Below are 16,177 nucleotides of genomic sequence, written 5' to 3' on the forward strand. Positions count from 1 at the left end.
GGCTTCACCCTATGACCGCGCCCCGACATCCGCGCGGGGTTGCGGCCGATCCGCGCCGCGCTGCGCCCGGGGCCCCGGCATCCCATCCGGTGTGCGGCCCCGCATGCGGCGGGCGTGCGGCCCCGCATGCGGCGGGCGTGCGGCCCCGAGCATCCGGCGCGGACCAGCGCGCGACCGGTGCGGTTACGGGACCGCGCCGCCGCTGCCACGGGAGGGCGCGCATCATGCTCAGGACCGCGACGATCCCGAGACTCAGCGCCGCAGCCGATCCGAGCAGCGGAGCGACGACCGCCGGCAGCCCCGCCCGCGCCGGCGGCCCGAGCGCCGCGGCCTGCGGCTGCGTCGTGAGCGGGGCGTTCGCGGCGAAGAACGCGCGAGCGGGTGTCGCCGGGTCCGCGGTCGCCGCCGGGAGCCGAAGGGGGTTGTTCGGCACACCCGCAGCGGCACCGCCGCCGACCGCCGGGGCGGGCGTGTCGACGGGCGCCGCCGCGTCGTAGCTCACGGTGATCGGCGTCGCCGGCTTCGCGGCATCCCGGATGCCACCGGTCGTGAGCCAATACCCCTGCTGACCCGTGAGCCGGTGGAAATCCACGAAGGACTGCGGGAACGAACCCCAGAACGCCGCGTTGGCGTCCGAGCGCGCGACCTGCCCGGTCCCGGAGGTGCTGACCCCGAGATACTCGGGCGTCACGGTGAATCCCCGTGCCGCCGACGAGTCGGCCGAACGGATCTCGGCGAGCACGATCTCGCGCGGCGCGATCGCTGTCCACTGCGTCATGTCCTCCATCGAGGTGCCGTAGCCGCTGGCCGTGCCGGTCAGCCGCCCGTTCCCGGACGCGTCCAGGCTCAGGTGCGGATCGGTCACGCTCCAGTAGGTCATGCCGCCGTAGTAGGCCACCGTGAACGACCCCGACCACCGGATCTCGATCGCGCCGTCGCGACGCTCCCCGACCCCGCCGTCGATGACGACCTGGTTGCCGGTGGTCGTCGTCGTGGATGCCACCGTCACCGTCGCCCCGTCCGGGGCCTGGCACTTCGACTCCCACGTCGCCACGGTCCACCCACCCGCGGCGGTGGGCTTCTCGATGCGGACGCTCCCGTCCTGCGCGCGATAGAGGCCGTCTGCCGCGGTCCAGGCGCGGGACGACCCGGCATCGCCCGCGCGTCCCGCGCTGAGGAAGTTGCATCCGCCCGCGAAGGCGCCCCCACCCGACTCGGCGTTCAGTCCCCACCGCAACTGGGCGTTGGCGATGGCGCCGTCGCCCCCGGCGGGGGGCTCGGTGCTCGGCACGGTGACGATCACGTCGTCGGGTCCGGCGGCGGTCGCGGATGCCGTGCCGCCCGCCGCGACCAGCACGAGGGCGAGCGCGAGCGCCGCACGGATCATCGACGCCGCCCTCATCGGCTCGCCCCCACCGAGACGTCGGGGGCCGCCGCCGCGGGCGCGGAGCCGGGACCTGCCGCAGCACCGGAAGCGAGGTCGGAACCGGGGCCCGCCGCGGGGTCGGAGGCGCCCGCCACGACAGCCGCCGACGCGTCGCCGGCGACTGTCCTCGCACGTCGCGCGCGCCGCGCCCTGCGGGCGCGCACGATCGCGGTGACGATGCTCGCGACCACCAACGCGGCCGACAGCGCGACGCAGGCCAGGAGCAGCACGATGGCCCACGTCGGCACCGCGGGCTCGGTGTCGGTCGCGACCTCCGCGACACCGCCGGTGACCGTCACCTCGGTCTCGGCGACGCCGCCGGAACCGGCACCGCGCAGCGTGACGAGGTGGGTACCGTCGCGGATGTCGCGCGGCACCGGCAGAGCCGCCGCGACCTCTCCCTGAGCGCCGGCGGTGAGGGGACCGACGGCCGTCAGACCGCCGTCGAGCGCGGCGACGACCTGTTCCCCGGGCGTGAAGCCCTGGCCGGTGAAGACGATCGACGAACCGGCCGTGACCGTGGCGGCCTCGACCCCGACCCGGACGGTGCCGGCGGGTGCGGCGGGGGCCGCGGCATCCGGCTCCGCCTCCGACGCGGCCGCGGCGGTGAACGCCACCGGCGTGAAGGACTCGTTGTTGGCGTTCTTGACGCCGTGCGCCCCGATCGTGAGGATGCCGCACGTGACCCGGCGGCAGTCGACCGAGACGACGTTGCCCGCGCGGTCCTGGCTCTCGAACACCGGACCGGGGATGACCATGGTCACCGACCACGAGCCGTCCGCGGCGAGCGTGCCGTTCGCCGCGCTCTCGGTCTCGCTGCCCGGGAACGCCAGGAACCGCTGATAGCCGTGGTTGTCGGCGGACTCCGCGTCAGGGACGTACCGGTAGTCCTCGCCCACGACACCACCGGCGCTGGGACGCCACGAACCGCCCGCGGCGTCGTCGACCCAGCCGAAGAGCACGTAGATCCCGCCGAACCCGTTCGGGATCGATTGGAATCCCGTGCCCGACACGGTGATCTCGGTGGCGTGGTCCTCGGACGCGGTCGCCGTCCCGTCGGGGCCGGTGACCGTCACCGTCCCCGCGGCCCACGCGGGGGCGGCGACGGCCGTGGAGACGGCGACGAGCACGGCGGCCGCGGCGGCGAGAAGAGGGCGGAGCGAGAGGTTCACGGCAGAGGTTCTCCGGGGTCGGCGGATGCGGAAGTCGAGGTGTCGGCGAGCACGAGCAGGGTGCCGCGGGGTCCGTCGACGACGTCGATCGGATGCCGGTACACCCGCGTGAGCAGCTCGGGCTGGAGCACGTCGCGCGGTGGGCCGACCGCCGCGACGCGGCCACCGTCCAGGAGCGCGACCCGGTCGGCGTACGCCGCAGCGAGGCCCAGGTCGTGCAGGACGACGATCGCCGCGCCCCCGGCGTTCACCCGCTGACGGGTGACGGCGAGGACCCGGTGCTGATGCCGGATGTCGAGGCTCACCGTGGGTTCGTCCAGCAGCGCGATGGCGCACTCCTGGGCGACGGAGCGGGCGAACGCCGCGCGGGCACGCTCCCCGCCCGACAGCCCGGTGACGGGACGCTCGGCGAACGCCTCGACCTCGCCCGCCGCCATCGCGTCGGCCACGGCGACGTCGTCGCGCGCGGCGGCGGGATGCCGACGCCACGGCGCCCGTCCCATGCGGACGACGTCGTGCACCGCGAACGGGAACGAGACGTCGTTGCTCTGCGTCAGGACGGAACGCCGCCGCGCCCGCTCCCGGACGGGCCAGGACTCCAGGGCGGCGCCGTCGAGCTCGACAGTCCCGGCCGCGAGGGGACGATCGCCGGCGAGAGCGGCCAACAGCGTCGATTTCCCGGCACCGTTGGGGCCGACGAGCACGAACAGTTCCCCGGCGTGCAGGTCGAGGTCGACCGCGTCGAGCACGCGACGCCCGCCGACCTCGACCGCGATCTCCCGTGCGCGCAGCACCGCCGTCATCCCCATCCCCCCGACCGGCGGCGCGTCCGTCGCAGCAGCCAGAAGAAGAACGGTCCGCCGATCAACGCGGTCAGCATCCCGATCGGCAGTTCGGACCCGGGCACCGCCGTCCGGGCGACGAGGTCGCCGGCGACCAGCAGCACCGCGCCGCCGAGCGCGCTGGCGGGGAGGAGCGCGCGATGCGCGGGGCCGAGCAGCATTCTCATCAGGTGCGGCACGACCAGGCCGACGAACCCGATGATCCCGCAGAAGGCGACGGCGGCGCACGTCAACGCCGCGATGACGACGATCGCGATGACCCGCAGCCGCTCGACGCGCACGCCCAGGTGCTCGGCCTGCCGCTCGCCGAGCGAGAGCAGATCGAGGGGACCGGCCAGGAACAGGCACGCCACGATCCCGGCGACGGCGAGCGGGGCGACGATCGCGAGGTCGTCCCACCGCGTGCCGTTGAGCGACCCGAGCTGCCAGAACACGATCTGCTCGCGCTGCTGCGTCGAGCCGACGTAGGTGAAGAGCGCGATCGCCGCGCCCCCGACGGCGTTGACGGCGATCCCGGTGAGCACGAGCGTCACGACCTCGGTCCGCCCGTCGGTGCGCGCCGAGGCGTACACGATCGCGGTCGCGACCAGTCCTCCGGCGAAGGCCAGCACCGGAAGGGTGAACGGGCCGAGAAAACCGAGTCCGAAGACGATGGATGCCGAGGCTCCCACCGCCGCGCCCGAGGAGATGCCGATGACCCCGGGCTCTGCCAGCGGGTTGCGGAAGACGCCCTGCATGACGACGCCCGCGGTGGCCAGCGCGGCGCCGACGAGCACGGCCATGAGCAGACGCGGCATCCGGACCAGCCACAGCGTGGCTTCGCCGTTGACGTGCTCCATCGCCGCTCCGGGGGGAACCGACAGCGCGCCGAGACCGATCGCGCGGACGCCGGCGTTCCACGCGCGCGCGAACGCCCCCACGACCTGGTCCGGGGGGATCGCGAGCTGACCGCTGCCCGCCGAGACCACGACGAGGACCACCAGCGCCACCACGAGGGCGACGAACACCGCGGGCGCGCGCCGCCGGACCCGCCGGGCCGGGGCGGCGACCCCGGTCGGACGCGTCTCGGCGACGGCGGCGCTCACTCCGTGGCCTCGGGCGCGTAGACCGCGACCGCGAGCGCGTCGAGCACGTCGGCGGATGCCGGGCCGAAGCTCAGCACGGTGGTGTCCGCCATGTCCACGATCCGCCGGTGACGTCCCGCATCGGTCTGGGCGAGGGCGGGCAGGTGCTCGACGAGCCCGTCCACACCGCCGACGGACTCCAGGCCCTTCGTCATGACGAGCACCAGGTCCGGATCGGCGTCGACGAGCGCTTCGTCGGTGATCGGCCGCATCCCGGTCCAGCCGATCTCCCCCGCGACGTCGATGCCTCCGAGCGCCTCGATGAGACTGTCGGCGCCGGACTCCTCGCCGAAGAGGTAGTACACGCCCGACTGTCCGCGGACGTAGAGGAACATCATGCGCAGCTTCTCCGCCGGGTCGGCCGGGGCGACGGCGGCGATCTCGGCGATCTTGTCCTCCACCGCGGCGGTGCTGCGCGCGGCGAGCGCGGCCGCGCGCTGCGGCACGCCGAGCGCGTCACCGACCTGCTGGATGAGCGAGCCGACGGAGTCGAGCGAGCGGTGGGAGTCCACGACCACCACCGGGATGCCGGCATCCCTCATCTGGAGGATGGTGTCCCACGGCCCGAGGCTCGTGTCGGTGAGGATCACGGTGGGTGCGGCGTCGAGGATCGCCTCGGCGTTGAGGTCGTGCCCGTTCTCGGTGACGACGGGCAGGTGCTCGGCCTCGGGGAAGGCGGTGGAGATGTCGCGGGCGACGACGGAATCCCCCAGCCCGAGCTCGAACACGATGCGCGACAGCGACCCGTAGATGTCGAGCGTGAGGATGCGAGAGGTGTCGGTCACGGTGACGGGCGTGCCCTGCGCGTCGGTGACCGTGACCGGCAGCGTCTGGGCTCCGTCGGTGACGGGGACGATGGGCGCGGATGCCGCGACGGCGGTGGAGGGGCCCTCCCACGCGAGCGGGTCGGTCAGGGGAGTCACCTCGGCGAGCGGGGGCGTGGCCGTGCCGCCGTCACCCTCGGCCGTGGCCGCGGGGGAGCATGCGGCGAGAGCGAGGGCCGCGGCGAATGTCAGGGCGAGTGCGGCGAGACCGCGGGCCGGTCGACGTGTCATACAAGGACCTCCAAGTTAGGACAGCCTATCCTTAACATTGCTTGAGATCCGCAATCGTGGTTAGGTAAGCCTAACCTGCCCTCCTGCGCTCGACATTCGGGTGCGGCCGACGTGCGCCGTCGGAACGACCGTGGGCGGAGAAAGGAACTCACGTGGACTCCTCACCCAGACGCCGGTCCCGACCGGCCCTGTTCGCCGCGGCGACGCTCACCGCGGCACTCGCCTTCGGAGGCGCGATCGTCGCCGCCCCCGCTCACGCGGCGACCGCCACCGTGAACGGAGCCGTCTTCCGCTGGGGCATCAACGCCGAGGCGAACTCCGCGGCCTTCGCACCGGGGACCGTCAACCTGCTCTCGGCGGGCATCGTCACCGCGACGTCGGCGTCCGACCGCGTCACCTCCACGAACTGGAAGCAGGAAGACGGCAACGTCGAGATCCTCAAGCTCCAGTCCGACGGCAGTTACGCCGACGCGACGTTCGCGGGCCTGCGGACGGATGCCGCCGGCACGACGATCACGACCGGGAACGGCCTCAACTCGGGACACATCGCCCAGATCAGCGGGGGAACGGGCACTGTCGACGTCGACGCCAACACGGCCGTCATCCAGTGGACGGGCTCGTTCACTTCGGCGTTCTACTCGGGAATGACCCGGTCGTGGATCACCGACCCGAAGCTCACCGTCGCCTCGGACGGCACGGGGACGGTCACCGCGACGCTCGGCGGCTACGGCACCTCGATGGACGACCCGGACAAGTTCGAGAGCCTCACCCCCGTGTCCGATGTCGTCATCGCGACCCTCACGGGCGTCGACGTGACCCCCACCGGGTTCACCGTCACCCCCGACTACCTCGGACGCACCGTCACCGTCCCCGAGGGCTCCGTGGCGCAGGTCACGGGCGGTGCCACCTCCGGCGCGTTCCCCCAGTCGTTCGTCGACTTCCAGATCCTGACCGGCCAGGGGTCGTACTGGTACTCCTCGGGCGGATCTGCCGACGCCCGTAAGGTCGCGAGCCCGCTCTCGATCGCGTACACCGCGACCGCGCCCGCCGGGCCCACCGTGACGGTCTCGAAGACCAGCGGTCTCGCCCAAGGCGAGACCGTGACGGTCAGCGGCAGCGGATTCCTGCCCTCGGGGACCGCCACGAACGGCACGCGCCCGCCGCTGTCGGGGACCTTCAGCGGCACCTACGTGGTGTTCGGCAAGTTCGCCGACGTGTGGAAGCCCTCCGCGGGCGCCACCTCGTCGGCACGCTCGGTGATCGCGCAGAAGTGGGCCGTGCCCGCCGCGAGCATGTCCACCATCGGCGGCACGAACAGCGGCGCGATCGAGCTGAACGCCGACGGCACGTTCTCGGTCGATCTGACCCTGAGCACCACCGAGGCGCAGGATCTGGCCTCGGGCACCTACGGCATCTACACGTACCCCGGCAGCGGCGCGGTCTACGCACCGTTCGAGACGTTCACCCCGATCACCTTCGCGTCCTCGTCGGACGTGATCGTCGACGTCCCCGCGTGGGTCGACAACCCCACCGGCTCGTTCGGCTGGGCGTTCGCCGGAACCTCGCCGGCGAACCTGGGCACCGCCGTCCAGGACGGCGGGAACTTCGTGGCATCCGGTGCGCTCACCGACATCGTCGTGACCGACACCCGTGCCGGCGGGACCGCGCCGTACACGTGGAGCATCTCGGGGCAGGTCGGCGACTTCGAGTCGTCGTCGGGTGACTCCTTCTCGGGCGACCTGCTCGGGTGGACGCCGAAGCTCGTCTCCGCGGGCGCCAGCGTCACCGGTGGCGCCGAAGTCACCTCCACGCGCCTCGGCGGAACCGGCCTCGGCGCGTCCCGCGTGCTGGCCTCGTCGACCTCGGCCGCCAGCGCCACGGTGGGTGCCGACCTCACGCTCGTCATCCCGGGGACGACCCCCGCGGGCGACTACGCGAGCAAGCTCACCATCACCGCACTGCAGTAAGCATCCCCCTCGGGGCCCCGGCGTCCGCCGGGGCCCCTCTTGTCGATCCCCGAACCGAAAGCCGCTCGTGACCGCACTCCCCCGCCTTCCTCGCGTCGCCGTCGGCGCGTTGCTCGCCCTCGCCCTCGCGGCGGCGGCGCCGCCCGCCTTCGCCGAGGACGGCGGCGTCGCGTGGAGCGTGCAGACCGCCGACAACGCCAACGGCACCGGGCGGGCGAACTTCTCGTACGACGTCGACCCCGGCACCGTCCTGGCCGACACGATGCTCGTCGTCAACACGGGCACCGAGCCGCTGCCGCTGACGGTCTACGCCGCCGACGCCTTCACCGCCGCGAGCGGCGAGATCGACGTGCTCGCGGACGGGACGCCCTCCCAGGACGCCGGCACGTGGGTCTCGGTGGGACAGACGTCCATGGAGCTGGCACCGGGGCAGTCCGCCGAGGTGCTGTTCACGATCACGGTTCCCACCGACGCACGCCCCGGCGATCACTCCGCCGGGATCGTGACGTCGCTGGCGAGCCGGGATGCCACGAGCTCACTCTCGGTCGAGCGCCGTCTGGGCACTCGCATCAACCTCCGCGTGTCCGGGGCGCTCGCCCCCGCGGCCGCGATCACCGGCACGACGGTTCGGTACGACGGCTCGTGGAATCCGTTCGAGTCGGGTCGTCTGACCGTGGAGTACTCGCTCGAGAACGTCGGCAACACCCGCCTCACCGGTGTCGAGACCGTCGCGACCTCCGGCGCGGCCGGGCTGCTCGGCGACACGACCGCGCCGACGCAGCTGCCCGAGATCGTCACGGGCTCGACGATCCAGGTGACCCGCGAGGTGCCCGCCTTCTCACTCGGCTGGCTGAGCGGACACGTGACGGTGGTGCCCGAGGGTGTCGGACTCGGCGCCGGGACCGTCGCTCCGGTGACCGCGGACTTCTCGATCGCGGCCGTGCCGCGGAGCCTGTACGGCCTCATCGTGCTCGTGATCGCCGCGGTCGTCACCGTGGTGCTGCTCGCGCGCCGCCGCGGAGCCCGGGAGGCGTCGGAAGCCGATCTCCGTCAGGCCGACTGAGCGGCCTTGGCATCGGCGAGGTCGGCGAACAGCTCCGTGTTGAAGCGGTAGGCGACGAGGACCTCGTCGATCACGCGCTCCTTCTCGTCGTCGTCCCAGGGTGCGGCATCCAGCTTCTCGCGGTAGACGTTCTTGAACTCCTCGGGGTCGGCGATGTCGCCGAAGAGGTAGAAGCCGATCCCGTTGGTCTCGAACCCGAATCGCCGGCGCATGAGGCGGCCGATGAACTGGCCGCCGGAGAGGTCGCCGAGATACCGGGTGTAGTGGTGGGCGACGAATCCCCCGGGCCACGTGGCCGCGACGCGGCGGATCCGGTCCACGTAGGCCCGGGTCGTCGGCAGCGGAGCGACGACCTCGCGCCAGTCCGGACCGATGAGGAAGTCGAGGTCGGCCTCGATCGCGGGCAGGCGCGTGAGCTTGTCACTGAGGAACACGGATGCCACGGGGTCTGCCCGCATCCGCTCCGTGGCCTCCTCGAGCGCGGCGTAGATGAACCAGTGCTGCACGACGAGCGCGACGTAGTCGTCCCGCGTGCCGGCGCCGCTGATGAGGTCGCTCATGAAACCGGCGTGCTCGCTCGCGGAGTGTGCGGTGCGGGAGCGCTCGCGGAGGGCGGCTGAGAAGGAGACGACGTCGCTCATGAGGACATCATACGCAACAGGTTAGGCAACCCTAACCTTGTTTCGTGGATCAGTGCGGGCGCGGCGTGACGCCGAGCCGACGGCAGGCTTCGTCGTAGAGCGCGACGATCTCGCGTCGCACCTCTTGACGCTCCGTGATCGCGCCGCCGAGCCACGGGACGCGCAGCGCACCCCCCTCGACACCGACGGACCACTCACCCGCGTCGCCGTCGAACCCCGTCATCTCGGCCGTCGCGACCGCAGGATCCGGACCGAACGCCCGAGCGATCAGCACGTTGTCGGCCGCGTGATCGGTGTTCATGTGCGCCAGGACGGCGCGGCGCGTCTGCGGGTCGAAATCGTGGGTCATTAGGCAACCCTAACTTCCTCACCGCGTCAGCGTCGTCCGGCGGCCGCGCGCCCTGCGGCGGCGCGGTTCCCACCACTGCTCCCGGCCCCGGAACGGGTTGCGACCGGCTCAGCCGCGGAACGCCGCCTCGGGCAGGCGCGCCCGCATCACGGCGACGGCGTCGGCGTTGTCGTCGATGAGGACGCTGTGCCGGCCCAAGGGGGCGGCGACGGCGCCGAGCGTGCCGCTTCCGGCGAACATGTCCAGGACGCGGTCGCCGGGCCGACTGGAGGCCTGCACCATCCGCCGCAGCACGCCCTCCGGCTTCTGCGTCGGATAGCCCGTCTTCTCGCGGCCCGTGGTCGGCACGATGGTGTGCCACCAGACGTCGGTCGGGAGCTTGCCGCGCGCCGCCTTCTCGGGCGTCACGAGGCCGGGGGCCATGTAGGGCTCCCGGTCGACGGCATCCGAGTCGAAGAAGTACGCGGCCGGGTTCTTCACGTACACCAGGATCGTCTCGTGCTTCGTGGGCCAGCGGCGCCGCGTCTTCGCCCCGTAGTCGTAGGCCCAGATGAGTTCGTTGAGGAACCGCTCGCGCCCGAACAGCGCGTCGCACATGACCTTGGCGTAGTGCACCTCGCGGTAGTCCAGGTGCAGGTACAGCGTGCCGTCGTCGGCGAGCAGCCGCCACGCCTCCTCGAGGCGGGGCTCGAGGAACGCCCAGTAGTCGTCGAACCGGTCGTCGTACGTACGCAGATCGCCACGGAGCCGCGAGTACTCGCGTCCGTGGAAGCCGCGCTGGACGACCGGGGCCGGAGCCGGCTCCTCCTCGCCGGGGAACACGAGCATCGCCGGGTCACGGGGCGGTTCGGATGCCACGACCAGGGGCGCCTCGGCATCCGGGGCCTCGTCGACCGGCGGCGTCCACCGCGCCGACTCGACGGCCTTGGCCCGCGTGCGGCCGGTGTTGAACGGCGGGTCGAGGTAGACGAGTGTGAACGACCCGTCCGGGAGCGTGGGGGTCACGGCGAGATTGTCGGCGTGGTGGATCTCGACGGTGCCGTGGTCGAGGACACCGGTCAGCATCTGCCCGCTCACGGAACGCGCTGCAGCCACGCGTCGGTGGCGAACTTCGAGGCGACGAGCGCCTCGGCCTCGGCGTACTCCTCTTCGGTGACATGCCCCGTGGTGGCACCGTAGAGGGTCGTGAACGTGTCGATGAACCGCTGGATCACGGCATCCCGCGGCAGGCCGGTCTGGCTGCGCAGGGGGTCGACGCGCTTGGCAGCCGAGACGGTGCCCTTGTCGCTGAGCTTCTCGCGGCCGATGCGCAGCACCTCGGTGAGCACCTGGCCGTCCATGTCGTAGCTGAGTGTCGCGTGGTGGAGGACCCCTCCGTTGGCGAGCCGCTTCTGCGCGGCACCGCCGATCTTCCCGTGGGGCCCGGCGATGTCGTTGAGCGGCTGGTACACCGCGTCGATGCCGAGCGAGCGCAGCGCCTGCAGCACCCAGTCGTCGAGGAACGCGTAGGAGTCGGCGAACGTCATACCCGCCACGAGCGAGGCAGGCACGTACAGCGAGTAGGTGACGATGGAGTTGGCGGCCATGAGCATCGCCCCGCCGCCCGAGATGCGGCGGACGACGTCGAAGCCGTGCTTGGCGGCACCCTCGGGGTCGACCTCGTTGCGCAGCGACTGGAACGACCCGATCACGACGGCGTTCTCGTTCCACTCCCACAGGCGCAGCGTGGGCTTGCGCAGACCCGCGCCCACGCGCGCGGTGAGCACTTCGTCCAGCGCGAGGTTCATACGGGGCGAGACGGGCGCGTCGTGGACGACCTCCCACTCGAAGTCGCCCCAGCCCGGCGCCGTGACGAGCGCGCGACGGATCGCCGTGGCCACCGACTCGGGCGTGAAGCCGAGCAGCTGCGCGCCTTCGGGCAGGGCGGCACGGATGGCGGCCGCGATCGTGGGGACGTCCGACTCGACCGGCAGTCCGTTGACGGCCGCGTCGATGTCGTCGAGGGCGTCGTCGGGCTCCAGGAAGAAGTCGCCGGCGAGGTGGAATCCGGCGATGCGACCGTCGCGCTCTTCCAGATCGACGACCACGAGCTTGCCGCCGGGAACCTTGTACTCGCCGTGCATGCCTCCAGCCTACGGCGGCGCACCGAGCTCGATGCCAGGGCCCGCCGCACCGGACGGATGCCGCACCGCTAGGTGCGGGAGGGGAACCGGGCGTCGAGCCAGGCCGACAGGTCGGCGCGCACCTCGGCCTGCTGGGCTTCGGCGAAGATCTCGTGCCGGGCGCCCGGGTAGACGAGGGTCGTGACGTCGGTGAAGCCCGAACGGTTCCGGTATGCGTCGGCCAGCCGGTGCACGCTGCGAGGACCGCCCACGGGGTCGTCGCGCCCCACCATGAGCAGCGTCGGGATGTCGCGCCCGAGATCGCGCCGGGGTCGGCCGAGGAGCTTCACCGTCTCGCGTGGACCGAACAGCCGCAGCAACGGCGTCGAGGTCGTCAAGGGGTCGGCGAGGAAGTCGCGTCCGACCTGGTCGACGCTCGAGAGCCACTCCATGCCCGTGCCGCGCAGGTGCTTCCACCGGGCGTTGAGGTCACCGGAGTTCAGCGCACCGGGCCAGCGCAACGCGGATCCGCTCAGGACGAGGGCGTCATAGGCATCCGGATGCCGGTCCACGAGCATCTGTGCGAGGAACGAGCCCCACGAGTGCCCGAGGAGGATGAGGGGCAGGTCGGGGTGCCTGTCGCGGATGATCTGCGTGAGGGTCCACACGGCGTCGCGCGCCGCACCGAGCCCTCCGGGTCCCAGACGACCGAGCTTGCCATGGTCGCCGTTCCACTGCCTCAGACCCGTGCGGCCGTGCCCACGGTGGTCGTCCGCGTAGACCGTGTAGCCATCGGCGACCAGGGCGTCGATCAGCGCACCATAACGACCGGCGTGCTCGCCCACGCCGTGCAGCAGCTGGACCACCGCCCGCGGCGACTCCGCCTCGTAGACGTCGTAGACGGTGGAGATGCCGTAGGCGTCGACGAACTCGGGCATGCGCCGAGTCTAGGGGCGGGCCCCGGCCGGAAAACGACGGATCCGAACCCTTAGCAAGACTAATGAGATAAGCTAACTATCGAGCACCATGAACGAACGCGTCGACGAATCCCCCCGATCCGACTCGCGTGACGACCTCAGCGCCGCCGCCTCCGAGCTGCGCATGGCCACGTTCCGCCTCGCCCGGCGCCTCCGTGCACAGCGCGCGGTCGACACCATGAGCGACGGCCAGTTCGCGGTGCTCGCCGCTCTCACGGTCCACGGCGAGCACACTCTCGGCCAGCTCGCCGACCGCGAGCGGGTGACGGCCCCGTCCATGAACCGCACGGTGTCGCTCCTCGAGGAGGCGGGATACGTCTCCCGCACCCCCGACGAGGACGATCGCCGCAAGGTGACGATCGCCCTCACGGACGCCGGTCGCCTCGTCGTCGACGAGACCGTCCGGCGCCGTGACGCCTGGCTCGAACAGGCCCTCGCGGCTCTGGACGACGACGAGCGGCGGACCCTGGCGGCAGCGGCCGAGATCATGCGAAAGGTGGCAGACACATGAGTGCGATGTTCCGCTCGTTCTCGGTCTACAACTATCGCGTCTGGTTCATCGGCGCGCTCGTGTCGAACATCGGCGCGTGGATGCAGGCCACGGCACAGAACTGGGTCGTGCTGACCGAGCTCACCCCCGGCGACGCCGCCGCGATGGGCGTGACGATGGCCCTGCAGTTCGCGCCGCCCCTGCTGCTGGTCGGTGTCACGGGATGGGTCGCGGACCGCTTCGACCGCCGCAAGCTCATCATGTGCACGCAGAGCGCGATGCTCGTGCTCGCCGTGACCCTCGGCATCCTGCTCGTGACCGGCGTCATGACCCTGCCGTTGATGTTCGTCTTCGCCCTGGCGCTCGGCGTCATCACCGCGTTCGACAACCCGGCGCGTCAGGCCTTCGTGTCCGACCTCGTCGCGCACGAGAACGCCTCCAACGCCGTCGCCCTCAACGCCGCCTCCTTCAACACCGCACGGCTCATCGGCCCCGCGGTGGCCGGCCTGATGATCGTCGTCGTCGGCACCGGCTGGGTGTTCCTCGCCAACGCCGTCACCTTCCTCGCCATGATCGCGGCCCTGATGCTCATGCGCCCGCACGAGCTCGTCGTCCATCACCGGCGCGGCGGTCCGGCACGGCTGGCCGACGGGTTCCGGTACGTCGCCCAGCGCCCCGACCTCGTGGTGACCTTCGCGATGGTGTTCCTGCTCGGCGCCTTCGGCATGAACTTCCCGATCTTCGCCTCGACGATGGCGTTGGAGTTCGGGCGGGGTGCCGACGGCTTCGGTCTGCTGAGCTCGTTCGTCGCGATCGGTTCCCTCGCCGGCGCACTGCTGGCGGCGCGGCGCGATCGCGCTCGGATGCGCGTGGTGGTCCTCGGCGCCGGCGGCTTCGCCGTGGCATCCACCCTGTCCGTCCTGGCCCCCAGCTACGAGACCTACGCGGCGACCCTCGTCCTCACCGGGTTCTGCGTCGTGACGATGCTCACCACGGCCAACGGTTACGTGCAGACCACGACCGATCCCGCCCTCCGTGGTCGCGTGCTGGCCCTGTACATAGCGATCCTCCTCGGTGGCACGCCCGTGGGCGCCCCGATCGTCGGCTGGGTCGCGGGCGAGTTCGGGCCCCGCGTCGCGATCGGCCTGGCCGCGATCGTGGCGTTCCTCGCGTGCGGGATCGGCGTCGCGTGGACGCTCGCGTCGGGCCGCGTGCATAAGCACGAGACGAAGCGGTTCCGCCTGACCCTCGACGAGACCCGCCCGCTGACCACGATCCCGCCCGAACCCGAGGACTTCAGCGACGAGGTCGCCGGTACGACGCCCATTCCGCTTCCGACCGAGCGTGCGCCCCGTCCCGCGGGGCAGACGCGGCCGGCGCCGCACGCGCGGCCTTCGGCCTGAGCGGCCGCCCCGCCCTTAGACGTAGAAGCCGTGCGCTTCGAGCACGGCGACGGCGGCATCCCGCCCCGAGACCTGCAGCTTCGCGTAGATCGACCGCAGCTGCGACTTGACGGTGTTGGGCGACACGTCGAGCTCGTCCGCGATCTGCGACAGGCTCCGCGGCCCGCGCAGGGCCAGAGCCAGGCGCTCCTCGCGCGGACTGAGGGTGGGCAAGGGGGGACGATGATCTCGCGAGGGAACCTGCGCGAGCATCCCGGCCACGCGTCCGGCGGCCCCGGCGGAGGTCGGATGCCGCGCCGCCAGGCGCTCCAGGAGGCGCTGCAGCTCGGGCCGAGGGAGGGTCAGGTACGGCGTGAGAGACCCGCCGAGACCCTCGGAGAGATAGAACCCCTCGGCGAAGGCGGCGTCGGCGGCCTCGTCGTTCCCGAGGCGGGCGTGGGCGACGGCGCGGCGCAGCAGAAGGGGCGTGAGCGTGCGGACGCAATGCTCGGTACCCATCCGGATGCACGGGTCGGTCGACTCCAGCACCTCCCGCTCCCGTCCCAGGGCGATGAGCGCGGCGGCGCGCTGCATGTCGAAGCACAGCGCGTGCCCCGGCGGTGACACCCGTCCCTCGAGCACAGCGAGGGAGCGGCGCGGTTCGCCGCGCGCCAGCAGCAGGTCGGCGTAGACGCCCTGCGCGAAACCGCGGACCATGGTGTGGCTCGAGTGCGCCCCGGTCCCGCCCGCGAGCGTCGCCACGAGCACCATGCCCTCGTCGTAGTTGCGCCGGGTCAGCGCGCCCATCGCCTCTGCGGCGCGCGCCGAGTACTGCCAGAACGGGTCGGTCGGCGCGCCCTCCCGGAGCTCCTCGGCGGTCGCCTCGAGCGTCTCCGCGTCCAGCGCGGCCGAGGCGACGAGGATCCGGGCCAGGAGGAGGTCGTAGTCCGGGTGCACGGCGTCCCACCCGGACGTGGATGCCAGGTCCTCGCACACGCGCAGGCTCTCCCGGGCCAGCAGATACTCGCCGTTGATGGCGGCGGCGAGACCGCGCACCGCGTGCGCACGGTAGAGGGACACCGCGTCGTCCGCGTACCCGATGGCCGACGACGCGTACGCGCCGGCCTGGCGCGGTCGTCCGGCGGCCGCATAGACCTCGGCGACCGCCGCGAACAGGGTCGAGCGCGTCGCCGCGCTCAGCCTCCCCGGGGCCCGCAGCCGACCGTCTGCGAAGTGCGCGTCGGCGAGGCGCAGCGCGTCGTCGACACGGTCGAGCCGGGAGCGGGCGATCAGCAACGCCTCGAGCGTCTGCGCACTGGCATCCACCCAGAGCCGAGGAGCAGGGCCCGCCTCGATGTCGGCCAGAAAACGCAGGTCGGCCGGATCGGGTGCGGGGGCGATCGGAAGCACCCCCATCGCCACTCGCGCCCCCGCGGCCTTGACGTTCAGCAGAGGGGATGCCTCGGACACCGTGCGCTCCTCATTCCCCGATGCTATGCCAGCCTTGCGCTTGGCGGCCGACGGGAGCGTCGGAACGGGGCCCCGCGCCGATCCCGCGGGGACCGGACATCACGCGGGCCCCGCACC

General features: G+C 72.2%; 15 protein-coding genes. 4 read left to right on the top strand and 11 right to left on the bottom strand.

The annotated features are described in order from the left end of the window. Positions 1 to 4: 4 nt before the first annotated feature. From LL239_RS00935 to LL239_RS00955, 5 genes are read right to left on the bottom strand one after another with little or no spacing between them, the layout of a single operon-like run. On the bottom strand, positions 5 to 1,387 hold the full coding sequence (locus LL239_RS00935; protein ID WP_228161558.1) for a hypothetical protein: 1,383 nt from the start codon (positions 1,385 to 1,387) through the stop codon (positions 5 to 7). Positions 1,388 to 1,398: 11 nt separating this feature from the next. Next, the gene (locus tag LL239_RS00940) at positions 1,399 to 2,598 is read right to left on the bottom strand and encodes a hypothetical protein (protein WP_228161559.1); all 1,200 of its coding nucleotides are present in this window, start codon (positions 2,596 to 2,598) and stop codon (positions 1,399 to 1,401) included. Further along, positions 2,595 to 3,401 carry a heme ABC transporter ATP-binding protein gene (locus LL239_RS00945; protein ID WP_228161560.1) on the bottom strand — a complete coding sequence of 269 codons (807 nt, stop codon included), beginning with the start codon at positions 3,399 to 3,401 and terminating at the stop codon, positions 2,595 to 2,597. The genes LL239_RS00940 and LL239_RS00945 overlap by 4 nt, the downstream gene beginning before the upstream one ends. Further along, the gene (locus tag LL239_RS00950) at positions 3,398 to 4,525 is read right to left on the bottom strand and encodes a FecCD family ABC transporter permease (RefSeq protein ID WP_374197602.1); all 1,128 of its coding nucleotides are present in this window, start codon (positions 4,523 to 4,525) and stop codon (positions 3,398 to 3,400) included. The genes LL239_RS00945 and LL239_RS00950 overlap by 4 nt, the downstream gene beginning before the upstream one ends. Continuing rightward, positions 4,522 to 5,619, bottom strand: a complete 1,098-nt coding sequence (locus LL239_RS00955; RefSeq protein ID WP_228161561.1) for a heme/hemin ABC transporter substrate-binding protein — start codon at positions 5,617 to 5,619, stop codon at positions 4,522 to 4,524. Before LL239_RS00955 ends, LL239_RS00950 begins: the two co-directional genes overlap by 4 nt. A gap of 152 nt (positions 5,620 to 5,771) precedes the next feature. Here LL239_RS00955 and LL239_RS00960 point away from each other — a divergent pair, with 152 nt between their 5' ends. Next, positions 5,772 to 7,586 (top strand): hypothetical protein, encoded by a 1,815-nt coding sequence (locus tag LL239_RS00960; protein WP_228161562.1) that lies wholly within the window; start codon positions 5,772 to 5,774, stop codon positions 7,584 to 7,586. A 67-nt stretch (positions 7,587 to 7,653) separates the two neighbouring features. Then, positions 7,654 to 8,649 carry a DUF916 domain-containing protein gene (locus LL239_RS00965; RefSeq protein WP_228161563.1) on the top strand — a complete coding sequence of 332 codons (996 nt, stop codon included), beginning with the start codon at positions 7,654 to 7,656 and terminating at the stop codon, positions 8,647 to 8,649. Here LL239_RS00965 and LL239_RS00970 read toward each other — a convergent pair. The 5 genes from LL239_RS00970 to LL239_RS00990 all read right to left on the bottom strand — a co-directional run bounded on the left by LL239_RS00970 (position 8,637) and on the right by LL239_RS00990 (position 12,679). Next, the gene (locus LL239_RS00970; protein WP_228161564.1) at positions 8,637 to 9,290 is read right to left on the bottom strand and encodes a biliverdin-producing heme oxygenase; all 654 of its coding nucleotides are present in this window, start codon (positions 9,288 to 9,290) and stop codon (positions 8,637 to 8,639) included. The two genes, LL239_RS00965 and LL239_RS00970, sit on opposite strands and share 13 nt — an antisense overlap. 49 nt (positions 9,291 to 9,339) lie before the next feature. Continuing rightward, the gene (locus LL239_RS00975) at positions 9,340 to 9,639 is read right to left on the bottom strand and encodes a DUF2470 domain-containing protein (protein ID WP_228161565.1); all 300 of its coding nucleotides are present in this window, start codon (positions 9,637 to 9,639) and stop codon (positions 9,340 to 9,342) included. A gap of 108 nt (positions 9,640 to 9,747) precedes the next feature. Next, the gene (locus LL239_RS00980; RefSeq protein WP_228161881.1) at positions 9,748 to 10,704 is read right to left on the bottom strand and encodes a DNA-methyltransferase; all 957 of its coding nucleotides are present in this window, start codon (positions 10,702 to 10,704) and stop codon (positions 9,748 to 9,750) included. A gap of 8 nt (positions 10,705 to 10,712) precedes the next feature. Beyond that, positions 10,713 to 11,762 carry a lipoate--protein ligase family protein gene (locus LL239_RS00985; RefSeq protein ID WP_228161566.1) on the bottom strand — a complete coding sequence of 350 codons (1,050 nt, stop codon included), beginning with the start codon at positions 11,760 to 11,762 and terminating at the stop codon, positions 10,713 to 10,715. 68 nt (positions 11,763 to 11,830) lie between these two features. After that, entirely contained in the window at positions 11,831 to 12,679 is an 849-nt protein-coding gene (locus LL239_RS00990) for an alpha/beta fold hydrolase (RefSeq protein ID WP_228161567.1), read from the bottom strand. 88 nt (positions 12,680 to 12,767) lie between these two features. Between LL239_RS00990 and LL239_RS00995 the strand changes: the two genes are divergently transcribed. Both LL239_RS00995 and LL239_RS01000 read left to right on the top strand, forming a co-directional pair. Continuing rightward, entirely contained in the window at positions 12,768 to 13,229 is a 462-nt protein-coding gene (locus LL239_RS00995) for a MarR family winged helix-turn-helix transcriptional regulator (protein WP_228161568.1), read from the top strand. Next, positions 13,226 to 14,611 carry an MFS transporter gene (locus LL239_RS01000; protein WP_228161569.1) on the top strand — a complete coding sequence of 462 codons (1,386 nt, stop codon included), beginning with the start codon at positions 13,226 to 13,228 and terminating at the stop codon, positions 14,609 to 14,611. The genes LL239_RS00995 and LL239_RS01000 overlap by 4 nt, the downstream gene beginning before the upstream one ends. A 15-nt stretch (positions 14,612 to 14,626) precedes the next feature. Here LL239_RS01000 and LL239_RS17945 read toward each other — a convergent pair whose 3' ends face one another. Then, complete coding sequence (locus LL239_RS17945) at positions 14,627 to 16,060, bottom strand: helix-turn-helix transcriptional regulator (protein WP_228161570.1); 1,434 nt, start codon at positions 16,058 to 16,060, stop codon at positions 14,627 to 14,629. Between the last annotated feature and the right edge of the window lie 117 nt (positions 16,061 to 16,177).

This window comes from Microbacterium testaceum, from assembly GCF_020781835.1.
Taxonomy (GTDB): Bacteria; Actinomycetota; Actinomycetes; order Actinomycetales; family Microbacteriaceae; genus Microbacterium; species Microbacterium testaceum_H.

Coding starts and splice junctions, on each gene's coding strand:
- LL239_RS00935 (WP_228161558.1), bottom strand. CDS start 1,387: ATGATCCGTGCGGCGCTCGCGCTCGCCCTCGTGCTGGTCGCGGCGGGC.
- LL239_RS00945 (WP_228161560.1), bottom strand. CDS start 3,401: ATGACGGCGGTGCTGCGCGCACGGGAGATCGCGGTCGAGGTCGGCGGG.
- LL239_RS00955 (WP_228161561.1), bottom strand. CDS start 5,619: ATGACACGTCGACCGGCCCGCGGTCTCGCCGCACTCGCCCTGACATTC.
- LL239_RS00970 (WP_228161564.1), bottom strand. CDS start 9,290: ATGAGCGACGTCGTCTCCTTCTCAGCCGCCCTCCGCGAGCGCTCCCGC.
- LL239_RS00975 (WP_228161565.1), bottom strand. CDS start 9,639: ATGACCCACGATTTCGACCCGCAGACGCGCCGCGCCGTCCTGGCGCAC.
- LL239_RS00980 (WP_228161881.1), bottom strand. CDS start 10,704: ATGCTGACCGGTGTCCTCGACCACGGCACCGTCGAGATCCACCACGCC.
- LL239_RS00985 (WP_228161566.1), bottom strand. CDS start 11,762: ATGCACGGCGAGTACAAGGTTCCCGGCGGCAAGCTCGTGGTCGTCGAT.
- LL239_RS00990 (WP_228161567.1), bottom strand. CDS start 12,679: ATGCCCGAGTTCGTCGACGCCTACGGCATCTCCACCGTCTACGACGTC.
- LL239_RS00995 (WP_228161568.1), top strand. CDS start 12,768: ATGAACGAACGCGTCGACGAATCCCCCCGATCCGACTCGCGTGACGAC.
- LL239_RS01000 (WP_228161569.1), top strand. CDS start 13,226: ATGAGTGCGATGTTCCGCTCGTTCTCGGTCTACAACTATCGCGTCTGG.